This is a genomic window from Microbacterium sp. ZXX196, assembly GCF_009709595.1.
Classification (GTDB): domain Bacteria; phylum Actinomycetota; class Actinomycetes; order Actinomycetales; family Microbacteriaceae; genus Microbacterium; species Microbacterium excoecariae.
Map to the genome: position 1 here is coordinate 272,054 of NZ_WMEE01000003.1, position 26,877 is coordinate 298,930.

25 protein-coding genes are annotated in these 26,877 nt (G+C 68.5%); 4 read left to right on the forward strand and 21 right to left on the reverse strand.

All coding sequences use genetic code 11. From position 1 onward, the window contains the following. Window positions 1–7: 7 nt before the first annotated feature. From rpsS to rpsJ, 6 genes are read right to left on the reverse strand one after another with little or no spacing between them, the layout of a single operon-like run. On the reverse strand, window positions 8–289 hold the full coding sequence (gene rpsS, locus GJQ66_RS04725) for a 30S ribosomal protein S19 (protein WP_105566341.1): 282 nt from the start codon (window positions 287–289) through the stop codon (window positions 8–10). Window positions 290–301: 12 nt separating this feature from the next. After that, the gene (rplB, locus tag GJQ66_RS04730) at window positions 302–1,141 is read right to left on the reverse strand and encodes a 50S ribosomal protein L2 (RefSeq protein ID WP_155048173.1); all 840 of its coding nucleotides are present in this window, start codon (window positions 1,139–1,141) and stop codon (window positions 302–304) included. 27 nt (window positions 1,142–1,168) lie between these two features. Beyond that, window positions 1,169–1,468 (reverse strand): 50S ribosomal protein L23, encoded by a 300-nt coding sequence (gene rplW, locus GJQ66_RS04735; RefSeq protein WP_155048174.1) that lies wholly within the window; start codon window positions 1,466–1,468, stop codon window positions 1,169–1,171. After that, window positions 1,465–2,121, reverse strand: coding sequence for a 50S ribosomal protein L4 (gene rplD / locus GJQ66_RS04740; protein WP_155048175.1), 657 nt, complete (start codon window positions 2,119–2,121; stop codon window positions 1,465–1,467). Before rplD ends, rplW begins: the two co-directional genes overlap by 4 nt. Window positions 2,122–2,126: 5 nt before the next feature. Beyond that, complete coding sequence (gene rplC, locus GJQ66_RS04745; protein ID WP_166319888.1) at window positions 2,127–2,786, reverse strand: 50S ribosomal protein L3; 660 nt, start codon at window positions 2,784–2,786, stop codon at window positions 2,127–2,129. Between the two features lie 8 nt (window positions 2,787–2,794). Beyond that, complete coding sequence (gene rpsJ, locus GJQ66_RS04750) at window positions 2,795–3,103, reverse strand: 30S ribosomal protein S10 (protein WP_110589670.1); 309 nt, start codon at window positions 3,101–3,103, stop codon at window positions 2,795–2,797. A 488-nt stretch (window positions 3,104–3,591) separates the two neighbouring features. Here rpsJ and rfbB point away from each other — a divergent pair, with 488 nt between their 5' ends. Continuing rightward, the gene (rfbB, locus tag GJQ66_RS04755; RefSeq protein WP_155048176.1) at window positions 3,592–4,590 is read left to right on the forward strand and encodes a dTDP-glucose 4,6-dehydratase; all 999 of its coding nucleotides are present in this window, start codon (window positions 3,592–3,594) and stop codon (window positions 4,588–4,590) included. A gap of 55 nt (window positions 4,591–4,645) precedes the next feature. Here rfbB and cysN read toward each other — a convergent pair whose 3' ends face one another. From cysN to GJQ66_RS04770, 3 genes are read right to left on the reverse strand one after another with little or no spacing between them, the layout of a single operon-like run. Next, the gene (gene cysN, locus GJQ66_RS04760) at window positions 4,646–5,896 is read right to left on the reverse strand and encodes a sulfate adenylyltransferase subunit CysN (RefSeq protein WP_155048177.1); all 1,251 of its coding nucleotides are present in this window, start codon (window positions 5,894–5,896) and stop codon (window positions 4,646–4,648) included. Window positions 5,897–5,899: 3 nt separating this feature from the next. After that, window positions 5,900–6,811, reverse strand: a complete 912-nt coding sequence (gene cysD, locus GJQ66_RS04765; protein ID WP_368732666.1) for a sulfate adenylyltransferase subunit CysD — start codon at window positions 6,809–6,811, stop codon at window positions 5,900–5,902. Between the two features lie 10 nt (window positions 6,812–6,821). Continuing rightward, window positions 6,822–7,589, reverse strand: coding sequence for a 3'(2'),5'-bisphosphate nucleotidase CysQ (locus GJQ66_RS04770; protein WP_368732667.1), 768 nt, complete (start codon window positions 7,587–7,589; stop codon window positions 6,822–6,824). Window positions 7,590–7,703: 114 nt separating this feature from the next. Between GJQ66_RS04770 and GJQ66_RS04775 the strand changes: the two genes are divergently transcribed. After that, complete coding sequence (locus tag GJQ66_RS04775; RefSeq protein WP_368732668.1) at window positions 7,704–8,648, forward strand: sulfite exporter TauE/SafE family protein; 945 nt, start codon at window positions 7,704–7,706, stop codon at window positions 8,646–8,648. 20 nt (window positions 8,649–8,668) lie between these two features. Next, entirely contained in the window at window positions 8,669–9,793 is a 1,125-nt protein-coding gene (cysC, locus tag GJQ66_RS04780; RefSeq protein ID WP_368732669.1) for an adenylyl-sulfate kinase, read from the forward strand. Window positions 9,794–9,798: 5 nt separating this feature from the next. Here the strand turns inward: cysC and GJQ66_RS04785 are convergent, their stop codons facing one another. From GJQ66_RS04785 to rpsL, 7 genes are all read right to left on the reverse strand, one after another. Next, window positions 9,799–10,689, reverse strand: a complete 891-nt coding sequence (locus GJQ66_RS04785) for a sulfite exporter TauE/SafE family protein (protein ID WP_155048179.1) — start codon at window positions 10,687–10,689, stop codon at window positions 9,799–9,801. A gap of 81 nt (window positions 10,690–10,770) precedes the next feature. Continuing rightward, window positions 10,771–11,229, reverse strand: a complete 459-nt coding sequence (locus GJQ66_RS04790) for an Rrf2 family transcriptional regulator (protein WP_155048180.1) — start codon at window positions 11,227–11,229, stop codon at window positions 10,771–10,773. Window positions 11,230–11,271: 42 nt separating this feature from the next. Continuing rightward, on the reverse strand, window positions 11,272–11,829 hold the full coding sequence (locus GJQ66_RS04795; RefSeq protein ID WP_155048181.1) for a VanZ family protein: 558 nt from the start codon (window positions 11,827–11,829) through the stop codon (window positions 11,272–11,274). 106 nt (window positions 11,830–11,935) lie between these two features. Then, window positions 11,936–13,129 carry an elongation factor Tu gene (gene tuf, locus GJQ66_RS04800; protein ID WP_368732670.1) on the reverse strand — a complete coding sequence of 398 codons (1,194 nt, stop codon included), beginning with the start codon at window positions 13,127–13,129 and terminating at the stop codon, window positions 11,936–11,938. 163 nt (window positions 13,130–13,292) lie between these two features. Continuing rightward, the gene (gene fusA, locus GJQ66_RS04805; protein WP_368732671.1) at window positions 13,293–15,407 is read right to left on the reverse strand and encodes an elongation factor G; all 2,115 of its coding nucleotides are present in this window, start codon (window positions 15,405–15,407) and stop codon (window positions 13,293–13,295) included. A 94-nt stretch (window positions 15,408–15,501) separates the two neighbouring features. Further along, the gene (rpsG, locus tag GJQ66_RS04810) at window positions 15,502–15,972 is read right to left on the reverse strand and encodes a 30S ribosomal protein S7 (protein ID WP_155048183.1); all 471 of its coding nucleotides are present in this window, start codon (window positions 15,970–15,972) and stop codon (window positions 15,502–15,504) included. A gap of 5 nt (window positions 15,973–15,977) precedes the next feature. After that, window positions 15,978–16,346, reverse strand: a complete 369-nt coding sequence (rpsL, locus tag GJQ66_RS04815; protein WP_166314140.1) for a 30S ribosomal protein S12 — start codon at window positions 16,344–16,346, stop codon at window positions 15,978–15,980. A gap of 232 nt (window positions 16,347–16,578) precedes the next feature. On the opposite strand from rpsL, the gene GJQ66_RS04820 reads away from it, so the two are divergent. Then, a complete protein-coding gene (locus tag GJQ66_RS04820; protein ID WP_155048184.1) occupies window positions 16,579–17,232 on the forward strand; it encodes a spermidine/putrescine ABC transporter substrate-binding protein in 654 nt (217 codons plus the stop codon). Between the two features lie 4 nt (window positions 17,233–17,236). On the opposite strand, the gene GJQ66_RS04825 is transcribed toward GJQ66_RS04820, so the two are convergent. The 5 genes from GJQ66_RS04825 to GJQ66_RS04845 form a co-directional block, all read right to left on the reverse strand. Next, window positions 17,237–17,704, reverse strand: a complete 468-nt coding sequence (locus GJQ66_RS04825; RefSeq protein WP_155048185.1) for a hypothetical protein — start codon at window positions 17,702–17,704, stop codon at window positions 17,237–17,239. A gap of 82 nt (window positions 17,705–17,786) precedes the next feature. Further along, entirely contained in the window at window positions 17,787–18,866 is a 1,080-nt protein-coding gene (locus GJQ66_RS04830) for a hypothetical protein (protein WP_155048186.1), read from the reverse strand. 103 nt (window positions 18,867–18,969) lie between these two features. Further along, window positions 18,970–19,140, reverse strand: a complete 171-nt coding sequence (locus tag GJQ66_RS04835) for a hypothetical protein (RefSeq protein ID WP_155048187.1) — start codon at window positions 19,138–19,140, stop codon at window positions 18,970–18,972. 86 nt (window positions 19,141–19,226) lie between these two features. Next, window positions 19,227–23,102 carry a DNA-directed RNA polymerase subunit beta' gene (locus GJQ66_RS04840; protein WP_155048188.1) on the reverse strand — a complete coding sequence of 1,292 codons (3,876 nt, stop codon included), beginning with the start codon at window positions 23,100–23,102 and terminating at the stop codon, window positions 19,227–19,229. Between the two features lie 42 nt (window positions 23,103–23,144). Next, window positions 23,145–26,636 (reverse strand): DNA-directed RNA polymerase subunit beta, encoded by a 3,492-nt coding sequence (locus tag GJQ66_RS04845; protein ID WP_155048189.1) that lies wholly within the window; start codon window positions 26,634–26,636, stop codon window positions 23,145–23,147. Window positions 26,637–26,877: the final 241 nt, after the last annotated feature.

Here is a 26,877-nt window from a genome sequence, read left to right on the forward strand (position 1 = left end):
CGCCGCGTCAGCGGCGACGGCCCTTCTTGTCATCCTTCACGTGACCGCGGAAGGTACGGGTGGGCGCGAACTCGCCCAGCTTGTGGCCGACCATCGACTCGGACACGAACACAGGAATGTGCTTGCGACCGTCGTGGACAGCGATCGTGTGGCCGAGCATGGCCGGGACGATCATCGAGCGGCGCGACCAGGTCTTGATCACGTTCTTCGACCCCGACTCGTTCTGCGAGACAACCTTGCGAAGCAGGTGCTCGTCGACGAAGGGGCCCTTCTTCAGACTGCGTGGCATCTTCCCAAACTCCTACTTACGCTTCTTGCCCGCGGTGCGACGACGCACGATGTACTTGTCGCTTTCCTTGTTGGCGTGGCGGGTGCGGCCCTCCGGCTGACCCCACGGGGTCACGGGGTTACGACCACCAGAGGTACGACCCTCACCACCACCGTGGGGGTGGTCCACCGGGTTCATGACGACACCACGGACGGTCGGGCGGACGCCCTTCCACCGCATGCGGCCGGCCTTACCCCAGTTGATGTTCGACTGCTCGGCGTTGCCGACCTCGCCGATCGTGGCGCGGCAGCGCGCGTCGACGTTGCGGACCTCGCCCGACGGCAGGCGGAGCTGCGCGTAGGGGCCGTCCTTGGCGACGAGACGCACCGAGGCGCCAGCCGAACGCGCGATCTTCGCGCCGCCACCGGGGCGGAGCTCGATGTTGTGGATGACCGTACCCGTGGGGATGTTGCGCAGCGGCAGGTTGTTGCCGGGCTTGATGTCCGCGCCGGGGCCCGACTCGACGATGTCGCCCTGCTTCAGCTTCGCCGGAGCGAGGATGTAGCGCTTGGTGCCATCGAAGAAGTGCAGCAGCGCGATGCGCGCCGTGCGGTTCGGGTCGTACTCGATGTGAGCGACCTTCGCGTCGATGCCGTCCTTGTCGGCGCGACGGAAGTCGATCACGCGGTACTGGCGCTTGTGGCCACCGCCGATGTGACGCGTCGTGATGCGGCCCTGGTTGTTGCGGCCACCCGTCTTGGCGAGCGGGCGAAGCAGCGACTTCTCGGGCGTCGAGCGCGTGATCTCGGCGAAGTCGGCCACCGACGAGCCGCGGCGACCGGGGGTCGTGGGCTTGTAGTTGCGAATAGCCATATTCGTTCCTCTAATCCTTCCCAGCTATCAGGCGACAGCCGTGAAGATGTCGATGGTGCCCGACTTCAGCGTCACGATGGCGCGCTTGGTGTCCTTGCGCTTGCCGGTGCCGAAGCGGGTACGGCGGGACTTGCCCTGACGGTTCAGGGTGTTCACCGAGGCGACCTTCACACCGAAGATCTTCTCGATCGCGAGCTTGATCTCGGTCTTGTTCGCGCGGGGGTCCACGATGAACGTGTACTTACCCTCGTCGATCAGGCCGTAGCTCTTCTCCGAGACCACGGGCGCGAAGATGATCTCGCGCGGGTCCTTGTTGATCGCGGTCATGCCGAGACCTCCTTGGCGCCGGCCTTCATCGCGATGAACGCGTCGATGGCGGCCTGGGTGAAGACAACGTCGTCGCTCGTGACGACGTCGTACGCGTTGAGCTGGTCAGCGGCGATCACGTGCACGTTCGCGAGGTTGCGAACGCTCAGGAAGCCGACCTCGTCGTCGCGGTCGAGCACGATGAGCGTGTTCTTCTGCGACGTGAACGTGGCGAGGAAGCCCGCCGCGGCCTTGGTCGACGGCGCCTCGGCGCCGAACGACTCGACCACGTGGATGCGCTCACCGCGAAGGCGGTCGCTGAGCACGCCCGCGAGGGCGGCGGCGATCATCTTCTTGGGGGTGCGCTGCGAGTAGTCGCGCGGCTTCGGGCCGTGGACGATGCCACCGCCGCGGTGCTCGGGCTGGCGGATCGAGCCCTGGCGCGAGCGGCCGGTGCCCTTCTGCTTGAACGGCTTGGCGCCGGTACCCGAGACCTCACCGCGACGCTTGGTCGAGTGCGTGCCCTGGCGAGCCGCCGCGAGCTGCGCGACGACGACCTGGTGGATCAGCGGAACGTTCGTCTTGACGTCGAACACCTGAGCGGGAAGCTCGACCGTGCCGGTCTTCTTGCCGTCGGTGCCGAGAACGTCGAGAGCGAGAGTCGAGTCAGCCATGTGCCTCAGGCCCCCTTCACTGCGTTGCGGACGTACACGACGCGGCCGCGCGCACCGGGGACCGCGCCCTTGACGAGCATCAGGCCCTTCTCGGCGTCGACGGCGTGCACCGTGAGGTTGAGAACGGTCACGCGCTCGCCGCCCATGCGGCCGGCCATGCGCGTGCCCTTGAAGACGCGGCTCGGCGTCGCCGAGGCGCCGATCGAGCCGGGCTTGCGGTGGTTGCGGTGGGCACCGTGCGAGGCGCCAACGCCGGAGAAGTTGTGACGCTTCATCGTTCCGGCGAAGCCCTTGCCCTTGCTCGTGCCGACGACGTCGACGAGCTGGCCCGCCTCGAACGTCTGGTCGACCGTGATCTCCTGGCCGGCCTCGTAGTTCGCGGCGTCGGCGGTGCGGATCTCGGTGACCTGACGACGGGGCGTCACGCCCGCGGCGGCGAAGTGGCCGGTGAGGGGCTGCGTGACCTTGCGCGGGTCGACCTCGCCCGCCGCGATCTGCACGGCGTTGTAGCCGTCCTTCTCGGGCGTGCGGACCTGCGTCACCACGTTGGGAGCGAGCTCGATCACCGTGACGGGGATGAGCTTGCCGCTCTCGTTCCAGACCTGGGTCATGCCGACCTTCTTGCCGAGCATGCCCTTCGAAATCTTGTTGTTGATGTCAGCCACGTCGCACCTCAGAGCTTGATCTCGATGTTGACGTCGGCCGGAAGGTCCAGGCGCATGAGCGAGTCAACCGCCTTGGGGGTCGGGTCAACGATGTCGATGAGGCGCTTGTGGGTGCGCTTCTCGAAGTGCTCGCGGCTGTCCTTGTACTTGTGGGGCGAACGGATGACCGCCACGACGTTCTTCTCCGTCGGGAGGGGCACCGGGCCCACGACCTGCGCGCCCGCGCGGGTCACGGTGTCGACGATCTTGCGCGCCGACGTGTCGATGACCTCGTGGTCATACGACTTCAGGCGAATGCGGATCTTCTGTCCCGCCATTTGTCTGCTCACTCTCTTTTCGCGTCGTACCTCTCGGGCATTGGACGCACGTACCCTCCGGACACCCTTCGGGTCGGCACCTTCTCGACTCCCGCGCAGATCCACACCGGATCCGCCCGCAGCGATGCGCCTTGTTCACATGTCAGGCCCACAGGCGCGCGGCGAACCGTGCGATGCAGGTGTGTGAGGTGTTCCTCTGCCCGCGGCCCAGGTCCGAGACGCCGTGGGCGCCGCCTGTGCACTGCCGATGCAGTGATTCGGGCCGCGTGCGCGAGCGCAGGGCGCCGAAATGTGGAACTGGTCTATTCTGCCAGGCGCAGACCCCGACGCGCAACCCGGGCGTGTCGCGCCGCGAGCCCCGGAATCACGCGGATCCTCGCGTCCCGCCAGCAACCTCACAGCAAGCGCCGGGCGAGCGCCGCGCCCGACGCGCCCGGACGCCTATTCTGGCAGGTGCGCGCGCGGACGCCGGGCGGAGAGGACACACGATGCAGCGGATCCTGGTCACCGGCGGCGCCGGCTTCCTCGGCGCCAGCTTCGTGCGACATCTGGTCGCCGAGACCGATGCGGTCGTCACGGTCCTGGACGCGCTGACCTACGCCGCCTCGCCCGAGGCCCTGGCGGAGCTGCCGCCCGAGCGCGTCTCCCTCGTCGTCGGCGACGTCGCCGACGACGCCACGGTGGATCCGCTCGTCGCCGCCGCCGACGCGGTCGTGCACTACGCGGCCGAGTCGCACAACGACAACGCGCTCGACGACCCGCGCCCCTTCCTCGACTCCAACGTCGTCGGGACCTTCACCCTGCTCGAGGCGGTGCGCCGCCACGGCACCCGCCTGCACCACGTGTCCACCGACGAGGTCTTCGGCGACCTCCCCCTCGAGGGCACGGAGCGTTTCACGCCGTCGTCGCCCTACCGCCCCTCCTCGCCGTACTCGGCGACGAAGGCGGCCAGCGACCTGCTCGTGCGCGCGTGGGTGCGCTCGTACGGCGTGCGCGCCACGATCTCGAACTGCTCGAACAGCTACGGGCCGTACCAGCACGTCGAGAAGCTCATTCCCCGCCAGATCACGAATGTGCTGTGCGGGCGGCGGCCGCGCGTGTACGGGTCCGGCGCGCATGTGCGCGACTGGATCCACGCCGACGATCACTCCTCGGCGGTGCGCGCGATCCTCGAGCGCGGACGGGTCGGCGAGACCTACCTCATCGGGGCCGACGGCGAGCGGTCCAACCGCGCGGTCGTCGAGGCGATCCTCGAGCTCATGGGTCAGCCCCGCGACGCGTACGACCACGTGCCCGACCGCCCGGGCCACGACCTGCGCTACGCGATCGACGCGACGCGCCTCCGGACCGAGCTCGCGTGGGCGCCGCGGCACACGTCGTTCGAGGACGGCCTCGCCGAGACGATCCGGTGGTACCGCGACCACGAGGGGTGGTGGCGGGACGCGAAGCTCGCCGCCGAAGAGCGATACGCCCGCCAAGGGCGCTGACACGGCGACGCGGCCGGCGCCCCGTGGGGGCGCCGGCCGCGTCGATTCCCGCCGGTTACTCGGCGTTGTTGATGGTGCAGGCCGCGACCGTCGCGTTCGTGGCCTCGTCGATCATCACGAACGACCCCGTCTCACGATTCTTCGCATACGGATCCACGACCAACGGCGTCGTCATCCGCAACGTCACCCGACCGATCGCGTTCCGCCCCAGCTGCGTCGCCTCCTGATCACGATGCAGCGTGTTCACATCGAGCTCGTACTGCAACTCCTTCACCACACACCGCGCCTCACGCGAGTTATGCAGCACCGCGTACTTCTTCCCCTTCACCAGGGGCGCATCATCCATCCAGCAGATCGTCGCGTCGATGTCCTGCGACACGATCGGCTGATTATTCGGACGCGCGATCACATCCCCCCGCGAAATATCGATCTCGTCCGCCAACCGCACCGTGACCGACATCGGCGGGAACGCCTCCTCGATCTCCCCGTCCGCGGTATCAATCCCCGCGATCGTCGACGTCAGCCCCGACGGCAACACGACCACCTCGTCACCGGTCTTCATCAACCCGCTCGCGACCTGACCCGCGAACCCCCGGTAATCGATCACGTCCTTCTGCTGCGGACGAATCACGTACTGCACCGGGAACCGCACATCCTGCAGATTACGATCCGCCCCGATATACACCGTCTCCAAGTGATGCAACAACGCCGGCCCCTGATACCAGGGCGTGTTCTCGCTCCGCGAGACCACGTTGTCCCCGTTCAACGCCGAAATCGGAATCGCCGTGATATCCGTGATGTTCAACTTCGACGAGAAATCCAGGAAATCCTGCCGGATCTCCTCGAACACCTTCTCGTCAAAATCCACGAGATCCATCTTGTTCACCGCGAGGACCACGTGCGGCACCCGCAACAACGACGCGATCGTCGCGTGACGCCGCGACTGCTCGATCACACCCTTACGCGCATCCACCAACACGATCGCCAGATCCGCCGTCGACGCCCCCGTGACCATATTGCGCGTGTACTGCGCATGCCCCGGCGTGTCCGCGATGATGAACTTCCGCTTCGGCGTCGCGAAGTACCGGTACGCGACATCAATCGTGATGCCCTGCTCCCGCTCCGACCGCAACCCATCCGTCAGAAGCGACAGATCCACATACTCGTTCCCGCGAGACTTACTCGTCTCCTCCACGCTCAACAACTGATCCTCGAAGATCGACTTCGAGTCGAACAACAACCGACCAATCAGCGTGCTCTTGCCATCATCGACCGACCCCGCGGTCGCAAAACGCAGCATATCCATGGTTTAGAAGTACCCCTGCTTCTTCCGGTCCTCCATCGCGGCCTCGCTCACGCGGTCATCCCCACGCGTCGCCCCCCGCTCCGTGATCCGCGTCGCCGCGACCTCGGCAATCACCTTCTCGACCGTGTCCGCATCCGACTCGACCGCCGCCGTCAACGTCGCATCCCCCACCGTCCGATACCGCACCACACGCGTCGAGACCTCCTCGCCCGCCTTCGGCTGACAGAACCGGTTCGCCTCGAACACCATCCCGCCCCGCACGAACGTCTCCCGCTCCCGCGCGAGATAAATATCCGGGATCTCCACCCCGTCCTCGTGGATGTACTGCCAAATATCCAACTCAGTCCAGTTCGACAACGGGAACACCCGAATCGACTCGCCCTGATGCACCCGCCCGTTATACAGATTCCAAATCTCCGGACGCTGGTTCTTCGGATCCCACTGCCCGAACTCGTCCCGGAAACTAAACACCCGCTCCTTCGCGCGCGCCTTCTCCTCGTCCCGGCGAGCACCACCCAACATCGCGTTGAACCCGTGCTTCTCCACCGTGTCCAGCAACACCGGCGTCTGGATCCGGTTCCGCGAACCGTTCGGCTCCTCCTGCACCAGCCCCGACTCGATCGCCTCGGGCACCGACCCCACGATCAACCGCAACCCATGCTTCTCCACAAACCGATCCCGGAACTCGAGAATCTCATCGAAGTTATGACCCGTATCGATATGCACCACCGGAAACGGCAACCGCGCCGGCGCGAACGCCTTCATCGCCAGATGCAACATCACCAGCGAATCCTTACCCCCCGAGAACAGCAACGCCGGCTTCGACAGCTGCGCCACCACCTCCCGGATGATATGAATCGACTCCGCCTCCAACTGCCTCAGCTGGGAAATCGAGTAACTCGTTGACGAGGACACGTGACTCCTTTCACTCCGACGGCGACGCAAGCGCCGCGCCGATCGCGTCCATGACGCTGTCGCGGATCTCGGGGCGGCACACCACGAGATCCGGCAGGTACGGGTTCGGCTGGTTGTAGACGAGCTCGCTGCCGTCCAACCGCGAGGTGTACAGGCCCGCGGCGCGGGCGATGGCGATGGGGGCGGCGCTGTCCCACTCGTACTGGCCGCCGCCGTGCACGTAGGCGTCGGCCTCGCCGCGGACGACGGCGCAGATCTTGACGCCGGCGGATCCCATGGGCACGAGGTCGGCGCCGGTCGCCTCGGCGACGGCCTCGACGATCTTCGGCGCGCGGCTCCGGCTCACGGCGATCCGGATCGGATCCGCGAGGGGCGCCTCCGCCGCGACGTCGGTCGAGACGAGGACGACCTCGGGGCCGCCGAGCGCGACCGCCCCCAGGGTCAGCTCGCCGTCCTCGACGAGGGCCACGTGCACGGCCCAGTCGTCGCGGCCCTCGCTGAACTCGCGCGTGCCGTCGAGCGGGTCGATGATCCAGACGCGCGGCGCGCCGAGGCGGGCCGCACTGTCGGCGGCCTCCTCGCTGAGCACCGCGTCTCCCGGCGCCAGCTCCGCCAGCCGCGCGGCGATCAGGGCCTGCGCGCCCTGGTCCCCCAAGTCCTTCAGCTCGCGGCCGGGGACGCCCGGATTCTCCGCGCGGATCTCGAGGAGGCGGCGCGCCGCCTCGGTGGCGATGAGGCGCGCGATGTCGGCGTCGGCGCGCGGGGTCGAGTCAGTCACGGATCGAGGGCTCCACTCTTCTTGCGTCGCTCACGAGGGCGTGAGGGGGCAACGACGCGACTTTATCGCACGCCCCTGTGATCAGGTGTCATGCGCGGACATACGCGCGTCCGCGTGCTGATAGCGTTTCACGTCATGGACTGGGCTCTCGTGATCGCGGCCCTGGGCGTGGGCGTCGTCGTCGGACTGACCGGCATGGGCGGGGGCGCGCTCATGACGCCCGTGCTCGTGCTCGGCTTCGGGGTGAGCCCGCTCACGGCCGTCTCCAGCGACCTCATCACCTCCGCCGTCATGAAGCCCGCGGGATCGCTCGTGCACGCCCGCAAGGGCACGGTGCACTGGAAGCTCGTGCTGTGGTTGATGGTCGGATCCGTGCCGGCGGCCTTCTGCGGCGCTCTCATCATCTCCGCCGTGGGCGAGCTCACGGGCGTGCAGACGTTCGTCAAGACCACGCTCGGCGTCGTGCTCCTCCTCGCCGCGCTCCTCCTCGGCCTGCGCGCCTTCATCGGCATGCGCAACCGCGCCCGCGAGCGGCGCGACGGCACGACGACGGCGCGCAGCGAATCCTCGGAGGTGCGCCCGAAGGTCGTCGCGACGATCATCGTGGGCGTCGTCGGCGGCCTCATGGTGGGGCTGACCTCCGTGGGATCCGGGTCCTTCATCATCATCGCGCTCATGCTCATGTATCCGCTGCTCTCGATGAACCGCCTCGTCGGCACGGACCTCGTGCAGGCCGTCCCCCTGGTGATCGCGGCCGCCATCGGCCACCTGCTGTTCGGCGACGTGCACTGGGACGTCGTGATCCCCCTCATCATCGGGAGCGTGCCGGGCGCGATCATCGGCGCGCGCCTGTCGTCGACGCTCCCCAGCGGGATCGTGCGCCGCGCGCTCGCACTCGTGCTCCTGGCCGCCGGCCTGCGCATGCTGAACGTCGACCTCACCTGGACGATCGCCGCCGTGGCCGCCGCGTTCGTCGCGGCGACGCTCGGGTGGAGCTGGCTGCGCTCCATGTACGAACCGCGCGACGACGCGCGCGAGCCCCTTCCACCCTCCCCCTGACCCCTCCCGAAGGATCCTTCGTGCCCGACGTTCCCGTCACCCTGTCCTCGCGCCAGTTGCGCCGCGTCGAGCTCGCCCTCGCGGCGCCCGAGCGCCCCCTGACGCTCGCGCTCGAAGGTGTTGCGGCGGCGGCCGGCGACACGCTCGTGCTGCACGACGCCGAGGGAACCGACGTCGCCGCCCTGGCGGCCGAATCGGTCGAGATCGTGCCGCCGCACGCCGCCGAGACGCCGCAGATCGGCGCGGGCGAGGCCCCGCCGCTGCCGGGCATCGCCCGCGTCACGGGCCCCGTATCGCCGCGCCGACCGCTCGGGCACCGCGATGGCGGCGCGCTGCGAGTGGGCCCGGAGACGGCGCGGGTGCCCCGGGCGACCCTCGTCACCGGCACGGTCCCCGACGCCGACGACGCCGGCTGGGCCGGCAGGACCTCCCCCGTCATCGTCCGCGACACGGGCGATGCGCGCGCGCTCGCGACCGCGATCGCGAAGATCGAGGCGGGCGGCCGGCGCGCGGTCGTGCTGCCGGACGCGGGCGACGGCCTCGCCGCCACCCTCGACGCCGCGCGGGCCGTGGTCGCCGACGACGTCGACGTCTGGGAGACGCCGATTCCCGCGCCCGCGGGCCGCGCAATCCTGCTGACCGGCCTGTCCGGATCCGGCAAGTCCACTATCTCGAAGCTGCTCGTCGAGCGCCTGGCCGCGGCGGATCCGCGCACCGTGAGCCTCCTGGACGGCGACGAGGTGCGCCTCATCCTGTCGGCGGGCCTCGGCTTCTCCCGCGACGACCGCATGCTCAACGTGCGGCGGATCGGCTGGGTGGCCGCTCTCGTCGCCGCGCACGGCGGCATCGCGGTGTGCGCCCCGATCGCGCCGTACGAGGCCATGCGCCGGGAGATGCGCGAGCGCGTCGAGGAGGTCGGCAGGTTCCTCCTCGTGCACATCTCCACGCCGGTGGAGGTCTGCGAGGCCCGCGACCGCAAGGGGCTGTACGCGAAGGCGCGCGCGGGCCAGATCCCCGAGTTCACGGGCATCTCGGACCCGTACCAGGTCCCCACCGACGCCGACCTCACGATCGACGCGTCGGTCGTGGCGCCGGACAAGGCCGTCGACGCGATCCTCGCCCGGCTCGCCGAGCTCGACGCGTAGGCGCCTCAGACCGCGACGGGTTCGCTCGCCGCGCGTACCTCCTGGCGGTGGGCGCGGAAGCTCCAGACGACGGCCGCCGCCCAGACGGCGACGATCGCCGCGTAGACGGCCCAGGCCACGGCGGCGGGCGCCTGGATCCCGTCGCTGTTCAGGAGCGTGCGGCTGTTCGTGAGCACGATGACGCCGCCCACGAGGGATCCGAGCACGCGCGGCGGGACGTGGCGCACGAGCCAGGCCGCGATCGGGGCGGCGACCAGCCCGCCCACGAGGAGCGCGATCGCCCACGACCACGTGATGCCCTCGCCCGAGAGGCCGACGAAGAATCCGATGCTCGCGGCGATCGCGACGAAGAACTCGCTCGTGTCGATCGTGCCGATGACCTTGCGCGGTTCCATGCGCCCCGTCGCGAGGATCGCCGGCGTGCCGACCGGCCCCCAGCCTCCGCCGCCCGTCGCGTCCATGAAGCCGCCGACGAGGCCGAGCGGCGCGAGGAAACGCGTGCGCAGGGGGCGCGCGCTCCGCGCGGGCAGGCCCACGATCGTGAACCGCGAGAGCACGTAGATCCCGAGCGCGAGCAGGACGATCGCCATGAGCGGGCCCGCGACCTCGGTGGAGAGCCACGAGAGGAACGTCGCCCCCGCGAACGCGCCGATCGCGCCTGGGATCCCGATGCGCACGACCACCCGCCAGTCGACGTTGCCGAACCGCCAGTGCGCCGCACCGGACGCGAGCGTCGTGCCGATCTCCGCGAGGTGCACGGTCGCCGAGGCGGCCGCGGGGTTCGTGCCGATCGCGAGGAGCAGGGTCGTCGATGTCACGCCATACGCCATGCCAAGGCTGCCGTCGACGAGCTGCGCGCCGAGCCCGACGAGCGCGAGGAGGATGAGGGTCTGCATGCCGAGGAGCATACTCCACTAATCCGGTCGGATTTACATAGTTACGGCATGCGACGTCTCACCCGCGCGGATCCGCGGGCCTCAGCCCTGCGACCACGCCGCGTCGTCCGCCGCCAGGGCGCGCACCGACTCCGGCAGCCGCCCGCTCGCGAGGTCGGCGAGCGTCACGGCCTCGAGAACGGCGCGGACGTTGGCCCGCAGCGCGACCCACACCTCGAGGAGGGGCTCCGCCGCGCCCGAAAACTCCAGGTCGGACGGGCGCTCGTCACGCACGTACACGAGCGGACCGTCGACGGCGCGGATCACGTCCGCGAGGGTGATGTCCTCCCCCGCCCGCGCAAGGCGATGGCCGCCGCGCGCGCCCCGCACGCTCGTCACGACGCCCGCGCGCCGGAGGTCGGAGAGGATTCCCTCGAGGAATCGCTGCGGGATCTCCTGGCGCTCCGCGAGCTCCTCGGCCCGCACCGGGTCGCCGCCCGCCCGCGCGGCGAGCTCCGCCGACGCCCGGATCGCGTAGTCCGCCCTGGCCGATATGCGCATGGGTTGATTCTCCCGGATCCGCGCGCCGCGGGCGAGCCGGCGTCAGCGCAGGCCGAGGGTGTCGAGCACCTGAGTCTGGTCGGGGTCGCGCCGCGGGCGCGGCGCGCGATCACGCTCCCAGAGAGCGCGCGCCACGACACGCCGGTCGCGCGCGTGCACGATCGCGCGCAAACCGGCCGCGCAGAGCGCGCCGAGCCACGCACCGACCGAATTCGACACGATGTCGCGCACGTCGCTGACGCGGCCGGCGAGGAACTCGCCTTGCGTCCACTCGATCCCGGCCGACAGCAGCGGCAGGGCGATCAGCGCGAGCCACCATCCCCACCCCGGGAGCGCGAGCGCCAGGAGGAACCCGAGCGGGACGAACATCCCGACGTTCGCGACGAACTCCAGCTCCATGTAGCCGAAGGCGTCGGGCATGCCGAGCCGGTGGAGCACGGCGAGGACGCGCTCGGCGACCGTGTCCACCCCGACGCCGTCGAGAGACGGCGTCATCGTGACCCAGAGCACGATCGCGAGATAGGCCGCGAACAGCGTCGTCGCGATCGCGACGCGCGCGCGGCTGCGCGGGGGTCGGGGGTCGTGCGAGGAATTCGCCATACCCGCACGGTAGACCGTCCGGCGTGGCGCGTCCTCCACGCGCCCTCAGGAAACACGAAAGCGGGGCGGATCCCGAAGGATCCGCCCCGCCCTGAGACCGGAGGTCTTACTTGACGATCTTCGTGACCGTACCGGCGCCGACCGTGCGGCCACCCTCGCGGATGGCGAAGCCGAGGCCCTCCTCCATGGCGATCGGCTGGATCAGCTCGACCGTCATGTCGGTGGTGTCACCGGGCATGACCATCTCGGTGCCCTCGGGCAGCGTGATGACGCCCGTGACGTCGGTGGTGCGGAAGTAGAACTGCGGGCGGTAGTTCGTGTAGAAGGGGTTGTGACGCCCACCCTCGTCCTTGGACAGGATGTACGCCGTGCCCTCGAAGTTGGTGTGCGGCGTGACCGAACCCGGCTTCACGACGACCTGGCCGCGCTCGACGTCCTCGCGCTTCAGACCGCGAAGCAGCAGACCACAGTTCTCGCCGGCCCACGCCTCGTCGAGCTGCTTGTGGAACATCTCGATACCCGTGACCGTGGTCTTCTGCGTCGGGCGGATGCCGACGATCTCGACCTCAGAGTTGATGCCGAGGATGCCGCGCTCCGCGCGACCCGTGACGACCGTGCCACGACCGGTGATCGTGAAGACGTCCTCGATCGGCATGAGGAACGGCTTGTCGCGGTCACGCTCGGGCTCGGGGATCGAGTTGTCGACGGCCTCCATGAGGTCGACGATCGCCTGCGTCCACTTCTCGTCGCCCTCAAGAGCCTTGAGGCCCGAGACCTGCACGACGGGAGCGTTGTCGCCGTCGAAGCCCTGCGAGGAGAGGAGCTCACGCACCTCGAGCTCGACGAGCTCCAGGATCTCCTCGTCGTCGACCATGTCGCTCTTGTTCAGCGCGACGAGCAGGTAGGGAACGCCGACCTGCTTGGCGAGCAGCACGTGCTCACGCGTCTGCGCCATGGGACCGTCGGTCGCGGCGACCACGAGGATCGCGCCGTCCATCTGGGCGGCACCGGTGATCATGTTCTTGACGTAGTCGGCGTGGCCGGGGGCGTCGACGTGAGCGTAGTGACGCGTGGGCGTCTCGTACTCGACGTGCGAGATGTTGATCGTGATACCGCGGTCGCGCTCCTCGGGAGCCGAGTCGATCGAGCTGAAGTCGCGAATGACGTTCACGTCCGACGGGTACTTGTCCGCCAGCACCTTCGAAATCGCCGCGGTCAGCGTCGTCTTGCCGTGGTCGACGTGACCGATCGTTCCGATGTTGAGATGCGGCTTGGTGCGCTCGAACTTGGCCTTAGCCACTGTGTCCTCCTCAGGACGCTCATGGAGAAGTACCGGGCGCTGGATTGCGACCGGCTCTCTTCCGGGGTTTGTTTCAGTCTAGTAGAGACAGTCTGTGTGAAGTTGTGCGGTGGCGGGTGGGGCCAACCTTGGCCACACCCGCCCCCAGAGGGGCCGGGGAGTGTTACTCGCCCTTGCCCTTCTGGATGATCTCGTCGGCGACGGCCTTGGGAACCTCGGCGTAGCTGTCGAACTCCATCGAGTACACCGCACGCCCCGAGGTCTTCGACCGCAGGTCGCCAATGTAGCCGAACATGCTCGAGAGCGGCACGAGCGCGCGGATGACCTTGACACCCTGCGCGTCCTCCATCGACTGCACCTGACCGCGGCGCGAGTTCAGGTCGCCGATGACGTCGCCCATGTACTCCTCGGGCGTGCGGACCTCGACAGACATGAGCGGCTCGAGCAGCACGGGGCTCGCCTTCTGGACGGCCTCCTTGAAGCCCATCGACCCGGCGATCTTGAACGCCATCTCCGAGGAGTCGACGTCGTGCGACGCGCCATCCGTCAGGACGGCCTTCACGCCGACCATCGGGTAGCCGGCCAGGATGCCGACGTTCATGGCGTCCTGGAAACCGGCGTCCACCGACGGGACGTACTCGCGCGGAACGCGGCCACCCGTGACCTCGTTGGCGAACTCGTAGATCTTGTCGCCCTCGACGTCCATCGGCTCGAGGCGGAACTGGATCTTCGCGAACTGACCGGATCCACCCGTCTGCTTCTTGTGGGTGTAGTCGTGACGCTCGACGGCGCGACGAATCGTCTCGCGGTAGGCCACCTGGGGCTTACCGACGTTCGCCTCGACCTTGAACTCGCGCTTCATGCGGTCCACGAGGATGTCGAGGTGGAGCTCACCCATGCCCTTGACGGTCGTCTGACCGGTCTCGGGGTTGTTCTCGACGCGGAAGGTCGGGTCCTCCTCAGCGAGCTTCTGGATCGCGAGACCCAGCTTCTCCTGGTCGGCCTTCGTCTTCGGCTCGATCGCGACCTCGATGACGGGCTCGGGGAACGTCATCGACTCGAGCACGACCTGCGACGCCGGGTCGCACAGCGTGTCGCCCGTCGTCGTGTCCTTGAGGCCGATGACCGCGTAGATGTGGCCGGCCGTGATCGACTCGACCGGGTTCTCCTTATTGGCGTGCATCTGGAAGATCTTCCCGATGCGCTCCTTCTTGCCCTTGGTCGAGTTGATGACCTGCGCGCCCGAGTCGAGGTGACCCGAGTACACGCGGATGTAGGTCAGGCGACCGAAGAAGGGGTGCGAGACGACCTTGAACGCGAGGGCCGAGAAGGGCTCCTCCGCGTCGGCGTGACGCTCGATGACGACCGACTCGTCCTTCGGGTCGTGCGCCTCGATGGCGGGCACGTCGATGGGGGCCGGCAGGTAGTCGACGACCGCGTCGAGCATGGGCTGCACGCCGCGGTTCTTAAAGGCCGAACCACAGAACACGGGGTAGATGTCGCCCGCGATCGTGAGCTTGCGGATGCCCGCCTTCAGCTCGTCGATCGACAGCTCCTCGCCACCGAAGAACTTCTCGAGGAGGGCCTCGTCGCTCTCGGCGACGGCCTCGACGAGCGCCTCGCGGTACTGCTCAGCGCGCTCCTGGAGGTCGGCGGGGATCTCGCGCGTCTCGTAGGAGGCGCCCATCGTGACGTCACCCTTCGCGTCGCCCGGCCACACGAGGGCCTTCATGTGGAGCAGGTCCACGACGCCGACGAAGTCGTTCTCGGATCCGATGGGAAGCTGCATCACGAGCGGCTTCGCCTTCAGGCGGTTGATGATCGTGTCGACCGTGAAGTAGAAGTCCGCGCCGAGCTTGTCCATCTTGTTGACGAAGCAGATGCGGGGGACGTTGTACTTGTCGGCCTGGCGCCACACCGTCTCGGACTGCGGCTCCACACCCTCCTTGCCGTCGAAGACGGCAACCGCGCCGTCGAGCACGCGAAGCGAGCGCTCGACCTCGACCGTGAAGTCGACGTGACCCGGGGTGTCGATGATGTTGATCTGGGATCCCTCCCAGAAGCACGTCACAGCAGCGGAGGTGATCGTGATGCCACGCTCCTGCTCCTGCTCCATCCAGTCGGTGGTGGCTCCACCGTCGTGCGTCTCACCGATCTTGTGGTTGACGCCCGTGTAGAACAGGATGCGCTCGGTCGTGGTGGTCTTACCGGCATCAATGTGGGCCATGATGCCGATGTTGCGGACCTTCTTGAGGTCGGTGAGCACGTCTTGTGCCACTTCGAGTTTCCTTACGTGAAGAGAGGGATGAAGCAGGAGTGTCGGCCCCGGAGCACCCGGAACGAGGTCCGGGGCCGACATGACTCGCTGTGTCTTACCAGCGGTAGTGCGCGAAGGCGCGGTTCGACTCGGCCATCTTGTGCGTGTCCTCGCGGCGCTTGACCGCGGCGCCGAGGCCGTTCGACGCGTCGAGGATCTCGTTCATGAGACGCTCGGTCATCGTCTTCTCGCGACGACCCTTCGCGTAGCTCACGAGCCAGCGGAGGGCGAGCGTGTTGGCGCGGTGAGGCTTGACCTCGACCGGCACCTGGTAGGTCGAACCACCGACGCGGCGGCTGCGGACCTCGAGCGTCGGACGCACGTTGTCGAGCGCCTTCTTGAGCGTCGTCACCGCGTCGGCCTCAGCCTTCGCGTCGACACCCGCGAGGGCGCCGTACACGATGCGCTCGGCGATGGACTTCTTGCCATCGACGAGGATCTTGTTGACGAGCTGCGTGACGATCGGGGCGCCGTATACCGGGTCGTTGACGACGGGGCGCTTGGGAGCCGGACCCTTACGAGGCATCTAACTCAACCCTTCTTCGCGCCGTAGCGGCTGCGCGCCTGCTGACGGTTCTTGACGGCCTGGGTGTCGAGCGCACCGCGCACGATGCGGTAGCGCACACCGGGGAGGTCCTTCACACGACCGCCACGGACGAGCACCAGCGAGTGCTCCTGGAGGTTGTGGCCCTCACCGGGGATGTAGGCCGTGACCTCGGTGCCGTTGCGGAGCTTCACACGAGCGACCTTGCGCATCGCCGAGTTCGGCTTCTTGGGCGTGGTGGTGTACACACGGGTGCAGACACCGGCCTGCTGCGGGTTCGCCTTCAGGGCGGGCGCCTTGGTCTTCGAGACCTTGGGCTTGCGACCCTTGCGAACCAACTGCTGAATAGTTGGCACGATTCTCCTTGTTCACATGCTGCACGGTGACAGCGGGGCGTGATGTTTCACGTCGGACCCATCCACCCGCGCGAACGCCCGGGTGTTGTCGATGGATATGCCGTGGGGGTGGGCCTGTTCGCAGGCCCTTTCCCTGCGCGAGCGCACGCGACAAGCGCGTACACGCACACTGAACCATCATACGTGCGCGACACGCGCCCCGCAAACGCCCCGGGATCACTACTCTTGGCGTATGGAGCGGTCGCTCGAAACGCGGGTCAGCCAGGCAGTCGACGCCTGGCTCCGCTGGCTCCCCCGCTGGGAGCCCGCGACCCACCGCGGGCGGCGCTCGCCCTGCCGGCGGTGCCTCGGATCCCCCCTCCTGGCGGCGGCCGGCATCGACAGCGACACGCCACACGGCGTACAGCACGGGCTCACCACGCGGCTGACCACCCTCGTCGACCAGCGTGTGGCCGGCTACACGGCGGCGAACCTCCCGCTCCTCCAGGCCGAGCTCGACCAGCAGGCTGCGCGCAATCGGGCGCGGAGCTACCGCCCGCGCGACGGCCTCGACCCCGAGTTCGACGGGTTGCCGCTGGACCCGGATCCGGACCCGTCGCAGCCCTTCCTCTTCACGATCGCGGGGTTCGAGGAGGAGGCAGCCCGCGAGGCGCCGCCGCTCCCGCCGCTCACGGCGGCCGCAAAACAGGCCCTCCGCCGCGAGGTCGCGCTCGCGGACGAACACGCCGACGCCGTCGGGCGCGAGATCTGCCACCTCCTCGGCCCGCACCGCCGCCGGATCCGCGCCGCGATCGTCGAGTTCGTGGATCCGCAGGTCGATCGCCTGCTGGCGGAGCTCGGCGCATCGCTCGACGCGCCATTCGACCCGCGGGACCTCGACGGCTGAGGGCTCAGCGCGGCGAGTCCTCCCAGGGCCAGCGCGGGCGTTCCGCGCCCGTGCGGCGCACCGCAATCGCCGCCCAGGCGGCGACGGCGGCCGTGAGCGCCACCACGGGCTCGACCCAGCCGACGAGCACCTCACTCACGGCTCCCAGCGCGACACCCAGGTCGCCGGAATCGAGGAGCGCGCCGGCGCCGAGGACCAGCGCGTGGGTCGCCGCCGACGCGAGCGCCACACCGGCGGCCGCGACGTACGTGGGGCGCTCGCGCGCGACCGCCTGGCGCACGAGGAGCGCGAAGACCGCGAGGGCGGCCCCCGCCGCGACATAGGCGGGGACGAGGCCCACGCCGCGCGTGCGAATGACGTCCTCGTCCAGGGCGAGGCTCGCCACGCCCAGGCCCGCGACGAGGAGGGCGAGGTAGCCCGCGGTCGCGAACGCCGTGAGCACGCCGTCGGAGAGTCGGTCGCGCGAGGTCATGGCTCCATTGTCGCGCCGAACGCCCGAAACGTCTCCGGCGGGCCCGCGCATCGCGCGGGCCCGCCGGAGACGTCGGGGCGCCTTAGGAACGCGCCTGCGGTCCGTCCGCGATCAGGCGGTCGTACTCCTCGCGCTCCTCGCGGTTGAGCTCCGCGATCTTGCCGCCGCGCTTGGAGACCCACGCGCCGAACCAGATCGTCACCTCGCGGGCGAGGATCAGCGCGAGCAGGGCGACGGGGTGCAGAACGTTGGCGACGAGCAGGTCGACGCCCTCGCGCGCCGTGATCGCCCAGAACGGCGCGTCGACGAAGACGCCCGCGAGGAACCCCACGTACGTGAGCACGGCGACGAGCAGGCCGAAGATGACCCAGGACCACCAGCGCGCGCGGTTCACGATCGCCCCGAGGAGCCAGAAGGCCAGCCAGAACGCGATGACCGTGACCCAGAACGTCGGGGCAAGCAGGTCGAGCGTCACGAAGTCGACGGGATCCGGGATCCCCTCGCCGTTCGCGACGCTCATCACCGCCTGCCAACCGAAGGTCGCGGCGGCGAATAGGACGGCGAACGCGAGGGCGGCGACGAGGCCGATAAGCCCCGACGCGCCGCGGTTGCCGCGCTTGCGGGGCGCCTCCGGGGCCTGCACGAAGATCGGCGCGGGCGCCGCGTGGGTCGGCTCGCTGGGCGCGACGGAGGCGGGCTCCTCGGCGGGGTCGTCCGTGCGGAAGGTGCGCGTCTCAGCGGGCTCGAACCACGGGCTCTGCGCCGCGGGAGACTCCCCCGCCTCGTCGACGCGGCGCGTCTCGGGCTCCGGCTCGGGGCGCGACGGCGCGACCGGCGCGGCGGCGGCGGTCTCGGCCTCGAGACGGTCGAGCTCGGCAGCGAGGGCCTCGTAGTCGGGCTCCTCCTCCGGGGTCTCGGCGGCGGGCTCGGCCGTCTCGGCGCGGCGCTGGGCCGCGAGGTCGGCGCGGGTCTGCCCCGTCGTCGGCTCCGGCTCGGCGGTGGTCTCTTCCGCGCCCGGATCCGCGGTGGCGGGCTCCGCCGTGGTCACCTCGTCTGCGGCCGGAGTCTCGGCCGGCGCGTTCTCCGCGGGCTCCGTCGAGGCGCTCTGGTCCTCGATGGGGTCGCCGTCGTGGTCGTTCCTCGAACCCTGGGCGTCACTCATCGCACGCACTCCTCACGGGCGGGGCCTCTCCCCTCCTGCGGCAGGATAACCCGCGCGATCCCGCTCGCCCCGGCGCCTCGCCGCGGGCGCGTCGCCCCGCCCGCTACGCGGTCGTCGCGCGCAGCCAGTCGAAGAATCCAAAGAAGATTCCGCTCAGCCAGTTGCCCACCATGGGCAGCAGCGGCCACGCGGCCCACAGGAGGGCGCCGACGATCCCGATCACGACGACGGTCACGATGATCGTCGCCACGTTGTTGCGTCCCCCGATGGCCATGCGCCCAGGATACGGCGCCCGTGACCCCACGAGGAACGGCCCCGGATCCGCGAGGGATCCGGGGCCGTTCGAGAGCTCACGCGGGCTTAGTTGTAGGTGCCCGGCGTGAAGTCGTCCGTCGAGAACGCGTCGAAGTCGACGTAGCTGTAGTCGCCGTCGGCGAAGGCCCCGTCGGACGCGAAGATGCGGTTGGGGTACCGCTCGCTCTTCGCCTCCTCCGTCGCCTCCACGACCACGTCGCGGTACTTGGCGAGGCCCGTACCGGCCGGGATCAGCTTTCCGATGATGACGTTCTCCTTGAGACCGATCAGCGGGTCGCTCTTGCCCTGGAGAGCCGCCTCCGTGAGGACGCGGGTCGTCTCCTGGAACGACGCGGCCGACAGCCACGACTCCGTCGCGAGCGACGCCTTCGTGATACCCATCAGCTCCGGGCGTCCCGACGCGGGGCGCTTGCCCTCGCCGACCGCCTGGCGGTTGACGTCCTGGTAGTGGCGCATGTCCACCATCTCGCCGGGGAGGAGGTCCGTCTCGCCGTGGTCGACGACCGTGACCTTCCGCAGCATCTGGCGCACGATGACCTCGATGTGCTTGTCGTGGATCGGCACACCCTGCGAGCGGTACACGCCCTGCACGCCGTCCACGAGGTACTTCTGCACCTCGCGGGCGCCCTGCACGCGCATGATCTCCTTCGGGTCGAGCGTGCCGACCTGGAGGGCCTGGCCCACCTCGACGTGCTGGCCGTCCTCGACGAGGAGGGTCGCGCGCTTCAGGACCGGGTAGACGTGGGGCTCGTCGCCGCTGTCCGGCGTGACGATGACCTTCTTGCCCTTGTCCGTCTCCTCGATCGTGACGCGACCGGCCGACTCGGAGATCGGCGACGCGCCCTTGGGGGTACGCGCCTCGAAGAGCTCCTGCACGCGGGGAAGACCCTGCGTGATGTCGTCGGCCGAGGCCGAACCACCCGTGTGGAACGTACGCATCGTAAGCTGCGTGCCGGGCTCACCGATCGACTGGGCCGCGATGATGCCGACGGCCTCGCCGATGTCTACGAGGTTGCCCGTGGCGAGCGAGCGACCGTAGCAGCGGGCGCAGACGCCCACGGCCGAGTCGCACGTCAGGACCGAGCGGACCTTGATCTCCGTGATGCCGCCCGCGACGAGCTTGTCGATCAGCGGGTCGCCGACGTCCTGGCCGGCCTGCGCGAGCACCGTGCCGTCCTCGGCCACCACGTCCACCGCGAGGCTGCGCGCGAAGACCGAGTTCTCGACGTTGGAGTCCTTGACGAGCACGCCGTCGGGACCGACCTCCGCGATCGGGTACGACAGGCCCTTGGCCGTGCCGCAGTCCTCCTCGCGGATGATGACGTCCTGCGAGACGTCGACGAGACGACGCGTCAGGTACCCCGAGTCGGCCGTACGGAGGGCCGTGTCGGCGAGGCCCTTACGCGCACCGTGGGTGGCGATGAAGTACTCGGCGACCGTCAGGCCCTCGCGGAACGAGGACAGGATCGGGCGGGGGATGATCTCGCCCTTGGGGTTGTTCACGAGACCACGGATGGCCGCGATGTTCCGGATCTGCAGCCAGTTACCGCGGGCGCCCGACGAGACCATGCGGAAGATGGTGTTGTCGGCCGGGAAGGCGTCCTTCATCTCCTTCTGCAGGACGTCCGTCGCCTCGGTCCACAGAGCCGTGAGCTCCTGACGACGCTCGTCGTCGGTGGTGAGACCCTTCTCGTACTGCGCGGTGATCTTCGCGGCCTTCTTCTCGTAGCCCGCGATGATCTCGCCCTTGTTCTCCGGCGTGACGACGTCGCTCATCGCGACCGTGACGCCCGAGCGCGTGGCCCAGTAGTAACCCGCGTCCTTGATCTTGTCGAGCGTCTCCGCCGTGACGACCTTCGGGTACTCCTCCGCGAGCTTGTTCACGATCTGCGAGAGCTTGCCCTTGTCGGCCTGCTCGCGCACGAACGGGTAGCCCTTGGGCAGCTGACCGTTGAAGATCATCTGACCGAGCGAGGCGTCCACGAGACCGTGCGTGTCGTAGCCCTCGGGGGCGTCGCCCTCGAGGAACGTTAGGCCGGGCTGGCGGATCCGCGCCTTCGCCTGAAGGTGCAGCGTGCCCTCCTCGAACGCCATCTGCGCCTCGTCGACCGAGCCGAACACGCGACCCTCGCCGGCGGCGCCCTCGATCACGGTCGACAGGTGGTGCAGACCGATGATCATGTCCTGCGACGGGAGCGTCACGGGACGGCCGTCCGACGGCTTGAGGATGTTGTTCGAGGCGAGCATGAGCACGCGCGCCTCGGCCTGAGCCTCGACCGACAGCGGAAGGTGGACGGCCATCTGGTCGCCGTCGAAGTCGGCGTTGAACGCCGCGCACACGAGCGGGTGCAGCTGGATCGCCTTGCCCTCGACGAGCTGCGGCTCGAACGCCTGGATGCCGAGACGGTGCAGCGTGGGCGCGCGGTTCAGGAGAACCGGGCGCTCGCGGATGACCTCGTCCAGCACGTCCCAGACCTCGGGGCGCGTGCGCTCGACGGCGCGCTTGGCGGCCTTGATGTTCTGCGAGTGACCGAGGTCGATCAGGCGCTTGATGACGAACGGCTTGAACAGCTCGAGCGCCATCTGCTTCGGCAGACCGCACTGGTGCAGCTTGAGCTGCGGGCCGACGACGATGACCGAACGACCCGAGTAGTCGACGCGCTTGCCGAGCAGGTTCTGGCGGAACCGGCCCTGCTTACCCTTCAGCATGTCGCTGAGGGACTTCAGCGCGCGGTTACCCGTGCCCGTGACCGGGCGACCGCGGCGGCCGTTGTCGAACAGCGCGTCGACGGCCTCCTGCAGCATGCGCTTTTCGTTGTTCACGATGATCTCGGGCGCACCGAGGTCGATCAGACGGCGCAGGCGGTTGTTGCGGTTGATCACGCGGCGGTACAGGTCGTTCAGGTCGCTAGTCGCGAACCGGCCACCGTCGAGCTGCACCATGGGGCGCAGCTCCGGCGGGATCACGGGCACGACCTCGAGGACCATCGCGGCCGGCGACATGCCGGTCGAGAGGAACGAGTTGACAACCTTGAGGCGCTTGATCGCGCGGATCTTGCGCTGGCCCTTGCCCTCGGCGATCTGCAGGCGCAGCGCCTCGGCCTCGGCGGCCAGGTCGAAGTTCGCCAGGCGCACCTGCAGCGCCTCGGCGCCCATGCGGGCGTCGAAGTACTGACCGAAGCGGTCCTGGAGCTCCTGGAAGACGTCGTCCTCCGGCTTGAGCTGCCCGACCTCGAGGGAGCGGAACTCCTCCCACATGCGGTCGAGCTTGGCGACCTGCTCGTCTGCGCGCTTGCGGATCGTCGCCATCTCCTTCTCGGCGGCGTCCTTCACCTTGCGCTTCTGGTCGGCCTTGGCGCCCTCGGCCTCGAGCGCGGCGAGCTCCTCCTCCAGCTTCTGGAGGCGCGCGGCGACGCGGGCGTCGCGGCGGTCCGAGACGTTCTTAATCTCGAGGCGCAGGTTGTTCTCGTGCGTGGGCATGTCACGGTGACGTGCCTCCTCGTCGACCGAGATCACCATGTATGCGGCGAAGTAGATGACCTTCTCGAGGTCCTTCGGCGCCATGTCGAGCAGGTACCCGAGGCGCGAGGGGACGCCCTTGAAGTACCAGATGTGCGTGACGGGCGCGGCGAGCTCGATGTGGCCCATGCGCTCGCGACGGACCGAGCTCTTCGTGACCTCGACACCGCAGCGCTCGCAGATGATGCCCTTGAAGCGGACGCGCTTGTACTTGCCGCAGGCACACTCCCAGTCGCGGCTGGGTCCGAAGATCTGCTCGCCGAAGAGCCCGTCCTTCTCGGGCTTCAGCGTGCGGTAGTTGATCGTCTCGGGCTTCTTGACCTCGCCGTGGGACCAGCGACGGATGTCGTCGGCGGTGGCCAGACCGATGCGAAGCTCATCGAAAGTTGTTGCGTCGAGCAATTGACTCTCCTGTGTGGGAAATCTCTAAATCGGCCGGGCGGATCAGATCTCGTCGATCGAGGCGGACTCGAAGCGACTGGAGATGTTGATGCCGAGCTCCTCCGCTGCGCGGAAGGCCTCGTCGTCGGTGTCGCGGAGGCTAACGGCCCGGCCGTCAGCGCCGAGCACCTCGACGTTCAGGCAGAGCGACTGCATCTCCTTCATGAGCACCTTGAAGGACTCGGGGATGCCGGGCTCCGGGATGTTCTCGCCCTTGACGATCGACTCGTAGACCTTCACGCGGCCCAGGATGTCGTCCGACTTGACCGTGAGCAGCTCCTGGAGGGCGTACGCGGCGCCGTAGGCCTCGAGGGCCCACACCTCCATCTCACCGAAGCGCTGACCACCGAACTGCGCCTTACCACCGAGCGGCTGCTGAGTGATCATCGAGTACGGGCCCGTCGAGCGCGCGTGGATCTTGTCGTCGACGAGGTGGTGGAGCTTGAGGATGTACATGTAGCCGACCGAGATCGGGTACGGGTACGGCTCGCCCGTGCGGCCGTCGAACAGCCGGGCCTTGCCCGTGCCGTCGACGAGACGGTCGCCATCGCGCGTCGGCGTCGTGGACTCGAGCAGGCCGCGGACCTCCGCCTCGTGCGCGCCGTCGAAGACGGGCGTGGCGACGGGGGTGCCGGGGGCCACCTCGCGGAACTCCTCGGGCAGGCTCACGGCCCACTCCGGGGTGCCCTCGATCTTCCAGCCCTGCTGCGCGATCCAGCCGAGGTGCACCTCGAGGACCTGGCCGAAGTTCATGCGGCCCGGGATACCCATCGGGTTGAGGAGCACGTCGAGCGGCGTGCCGTCGGGGAGGAACGGCATGTCCTCCTCCGGCATGATGCGCGCGATGACGCCCTTGTTGCCGTGACGGCCGGCGAGCTTGTCGCCCTCCGTGATCTTGCGCTTCTGGGCGATGTAGACCACGACGCGGCGGTTGACGCCCGAGCCGAGCTCGTCGTCGCCCTCCTCGGCGTCGAACTCCTTGACCGCGATGACGGTTCCCTGCTCACCGTGGGGCACCTTCAGCGACGTGTCGCGGACCTCGCGGCTCTTCTCGTTGAAGATCGCGCGGAGCAGGCGCTCCTCGGCGCTGAGCTCGGTCTCGCCCTTCGGCGTGACCTTGCCAACGAGGATGTCGCCGGGGCGCACCTCGGCGCCGATGCGGATGATGCCGCGCTCGTCGAGGTCCTTCAGCAGCTCCGGGCTCACGTTCGGGAGATCGCGGGTGATCTCCTCCTTGCCGAGCTTCGTGTCGCGCGCGTCGACCTCGTACTCCTCGATGTGGATCGAGGTGAGGGTGTCGTCCTTCACGAGACGCTGGCTGAGGATGATCGCGTCCTCGAAGTTGTAGCCCTCCCACGACATGAAGCCGATGAGGAGGTTTTTGCCGAGCGCCAGCTCGCCGTTGTCCGTCGAGGGACCGTCGGCGATAACCTCGCCGACCTCGACGCGGTCGCCCACGCGCACGACGGCCTTCTGGTTGTAGGTGTTGCCCTGGTTCGAACGGTCGAACTTCCGGAGGAAGTAGTCGCGCGTGCCGCCCTCATCGAGCTGCAGCGAGACGTAGTCTGCCGTGACGTCGGTCACGACGCCCGCGACGTCGGTGATGATCGAGTCGCCCGAGTCGATGGCGGCGAACTTCTCCATGCCGGTTCCGACGAGCGGGGCCTCCGACTCGAGCAGCGGCACCGCCTGACGCTGCATGTTCGCGCCCATGAGCGCGCGGTTCGCGTCGTCGTGCTCGAGGAACGGGATCAGCGCCGTACCCACCGACACCATCTGGCGCGGCGAGACGTCCATGTAGCCGACCTCCTCCGAGGGGATGAGGTCGACCTCGTCGCCGTGCTGGCGGGCGAGGACGCGGTCCTGCGCGAAGGATCCGTCGTCGTTGAGCACGGTGTTGGCCGGCGCGACGTTGAAGGACTGCTCCTCGGCGGCCGAGAGGTAGTCGATCTGCGTCGTGACCTTGCCGTCAACGACGCGGCGGTACGGGGTCTCGATGAAGCCGAACGAGTTGATCCGGCCGTAGGTCGCGAGACGGCCGATGAGGCCGATGTTCGGGCCTTCCGGCGTCTCGATGGGGCACATGCGGCCGTAGTGCGACGGGTGCACGTCGCGGACCTCGACGCCCGCGCGCTCACGCGACAGACCACCCGGGCCGAGCGCCGACAGCGTCCGCTTGTGGGTGATACCCGCGAGCGGGTTGTTCTGGTCCATGAACTGCGACAGCTGGCTCGTTCCGAAGAACTCCTTGATCGCGGCCACGACGGGGCGGACGTTGATCAGGGTCTGCGGCGTGATCGCCTCGATGTCCTGCGTCGTCATGCGCTCGCGCACGACGCGCTCCATGCGCGACAGGCCCGTGCGGACCTGGTTCTGGATGAGCTCGCCGACCGCGCGGATACGGCGGTTGCCGAAGTTGTCGATGTCGTCGACGACGATGCGCTTCTCGACGATCTCACCGCCCTTAGCGACGCCCTCGAAGGACGTGTCGCCGCGGTGCAGGCGGACCATGTACTTGATGGCCGCGACGATGTCCTCGACCGTGAGGACCGAGGCCGACAGCGGCTGGTCGATGCCGAGCTTCTGGTTCAGCTTGTAGCGGCCGACCTTCGCGAGGTCGTAGCGCTTCGGGTTGAAGTAGAAGTTGTCGAGCAGCGAGCGCGCGGCCTCGGCGGCCACCTGCTCGCCCGGGCGCAGCTTGCGGTAGATGTCGCGGAGCGCATCCTCCTGCGTGAGGATCGTGTCCTTCGCGAGTGTGTCCTCGATCGACGCGATGCCGGCGAACTCCTCGAGGATCTGCTCGCTCGTGAGACCGAGCGCCTTGAGGAAGACCGTGACGGGCTGCTTGCGCTTGCGGTCAATGCGGACGCCGACCTGGTCGCGCTTATCGATCTCGAACTCGAGCCACGCACCGCGGCTCGGGATCACGCGCGCCGAGACGATGTCCTTGTCGGACGTCTTGTCGGGCGTCTTGTCGAAGTACACGCCGGGCGAACGCACGAGCTGCGAGACGACGACGCGCTCGGTGCCGTTGATGATGAACGTGCCCTCGCGCGTCTGCAGCGGGAAGTCGCCCATGAAGACCGTCTGCGTCTTGATCTCACCGGTCTGGTGGTTCATGAACTCGGCCTCGACGTAGAGCGGGGCCGCGTACGTCTTGCCGCGGTCCTTGCACTCTTCGATCGAGTACTTCTCGGGCTCGAGGTAGGGGTTCGCGAACGACAGCTGCATCGTCTCCGCGAGGTCCTCGATCGGCGAGATCTCCTCGAAGATCTCCTCCAGGCCGCTCTGGTCGGAGGCGTGCTGACCGGAGGCCGTACGCTCCGCGACGCGTGCCTTCCACGCGTCGTTTCCGACGAGCCAGTCGAAGGATTCGGTCTGCAGCGCCAGAAGGTCCGGGACCGTCAGGGCGTCGGTGACTTTTGCGAACGACAGACGCTGTGCGTCGCGTCCGTTCTTGGTGGTGGGGTTGGATGCGTTGCGCGAAGCAGCCAAGGGGATGACCTCCGTGGACCCGAGAAGGGCCCTAGATTCCTTGCCGACAGGGTGTGAGGCGCACTCGAACGTCCACTCGCGCGACCCGCGCCGCTATCTGCGGGGATCGCGCGCATATCCAGCCGACCACCATATGAAGGCACGGAAGACGAAGGCGAGCGCAAATCCCCACGCTACCCCAGTAAGACACGCGCTGTCCACCCCGGTAGTTGACTCGGATTTTCCTCTCAGGTATAACCAC

What these genes read in the sequence shown, in the direction of transcription:
- rpsS (WP_105566341.1), bottom strand. Translation starts at nt 289, where the DNA reads ATGCCACGCAGTCTGAAGAAGGGCCCCTTCGTCGACGAGCACCTGCTT.
- rplB (WP_155048173.1), bottom strand. Translation starts at nt 1,141, where the DNA reads ATGGCTATTCGCAACTACAAGCCCACGACCCCCGGTCGCCGCGGCTCG.
- rplW (WP_155048174.1), bottom strand. Translation starts at nt 1,468, where the DNA reads ATGACCGCGATCAACAAGGACCCGCGCGAGATCATCTTCGCGCCCGTG.
- rplD (WP_155048175.1), bottom strand. Translation starts at nt 2,121, where the DNA reads ATGGCTGACTCGACTCTCGCTCTCGACGTTCTCGGCACCGACGGCAAG.
- rpsJ (WP_110589670.1), bottom strand. Translation starts at nt 3,103, where the DNA reads ATGGCGGGACAGAAGATCCGCATTCGCCTGAAGTCGTATGACCACGAG.
- rfbB (WP_155048176.1), top strand. Translation starts at nt 3,592, where the DNA reads ATGCAGCGGATCCTGGTCACCGGCGGCGCCGGCTTCCTCGGCGCCAGC.
- cysN (WP_155048177.1), bottom strand. Translation starts at nt 5,896, where the DNA reads ATGGATATGCTGCGTTTTGCGACCGCGGGGTCGGTCGATGATGGCAAG.
- GJQ66_RS04785 (WP_155048179.1), bottom strand. Translation starts at nt 10,689, where the DNA reads ATGCAGACCCTCATCCTCCTCGCGCTCGTCGGGCTCGGCGCGCAGCTC.
- GJQ66_RS04790 (WP_155048180.1), bottom strand. Translation starts at nt 11,229, where the DNA reads ATGCGCATATCGGCCAGGGCGGACTACGCGATCCGGGCGTCGGCGGAG.
- GJQ66_RS04795 (WP_155048181.1), bottom strand. Translation starts at nt 11,829, where the DNA reads ATGGCGAATTCCTCGCACGACCCCCGACCCCCGCGCAGCCGCGCGCGC.
- rpsG (WP_155048183.1), bottom strand. Translation starts at nt 15,972, where the DNA reads ATGCCTCGTAAGGGTCCGGCTCCCAAGCGCCCCGTCGTCAACGACCCG.
- GJQ66_RS04820 (WP_155048184.1), top strand. Translation starts at nt 16,579, where the DNA reads ATGGAGCGGTCGCTCGAAACGCGGGTCAGCCAGGCAGTCGACGCCTGG.
- GJQ66_RS04825 (WP_155048185.1), bottom strand. Translation starts at nt 17,704, where the DNA reads ATGACCTCGCGCGACCGACTCTCCGACGGCGTGCTCACGGCGTTCGCG.
- GJQ66_RS04830 (WP_155048186.1), bottom strand. Translation starts at nt 18,866, where the DNA reads ATGAGTGACGCCCAGGGTTCGAGGAACGACCACGACGGCGACCCCATC.
- GJQ66_RS04835 (WP_155048187.1), bottom strand. Translation starts at nt 19,140, where the DNA reads ATGGCCATCGGGGGACGCAACAACGTGGCGACGATCATCGTGACCGTC.